1 protein-coding gene is annotated in these 947 nt (G+C 48.3%); it reads left to right on the forward strand.

The features are described from left to right. The coding region (locus R7P74_RS25240) for a diaminobutyrate--2-oxoglutarate transaminase (protein WP_318123384.1) at window positions 1-947 on the forward strand (947 nt) is incomplete at both ends.

The raw sequence follows: 947 nt of genomic DNA on the forward strand, positions 1-947 counted from the left end.
CAAGAAAACTGGACTATAAAGTTCAATTCACCGGCCCAACTGGTACGAATGCGGTGGAAGCGGCACTCAAGTTGGCGAAAAAAGTGAAAGGCAGAAGCAGCGTTGTTGCATTCACTAACGGTTTCCACGGTTGTACCGCAGGCGCGCTGGCGGCTACAGGTAATCAGCATCATCGACAAGGTAACGGCTCAAGCCTTACAAACGTAACGCGCATTCCGTTCGAAGGTTACGCTGGCGTTGATGGTTTGGCGCTGTTCGAAACTATGCTGAATGACAACTCTGCAGGTATGGACAAACCAGCAGCCGTATTGCTGGAAACCGTACAAGGCGAGGGTGGTTTAAACGCCGCCTCTAATGAGTGGCTACAGCGCCTGAGTAAAATATGTAAAGCAAACGACATTCTATTGATTGTCGATGATATTCAAGCTGGTTGTGGTCGAACTGGGACATTCTTCAGTTTTGAGCCATCAGGCATTGAACCCGATATTGTGACGCTATCGAAATCGATCGGTGGGTACGGTCTGCCAATGGCGGTTGTACTGCTGAAACCAGAACTTGACCAATGGAAACCAGGCGAGCACAACGGCACGTTCCGTGGTAACAACCACGCATTTATTACTGCGGCAAAAGCACTAGAAATCTACTGGTCAAATGACGATTTCGAAACGCACATTAAGCAATGTTCGCAAAATGTGAGTGAGGTGATTGATCGCTGCGTGCGTCGTTTCCCGCAAATGTTTGTTCAGAAAAAGGGACGCGGCATGATGATTGGTATCGAGTGTATTCACGGTGACTTGGCTGCAGAAATCGCTAAAGCATGTTTTGACGACGGCATGGTGATTGAAACCGCAGGCCCAGACGATGAGGTGGTGAAGTTCTTCTGTCCATTGACTATCAGTGAATCTGAGCTGAACCAAGGATTAAGCATCTTTGAACGTGCAGTAGAA

It is taken from the genome of Vibrio sp. 2033, from assembly GCF_033339735.1.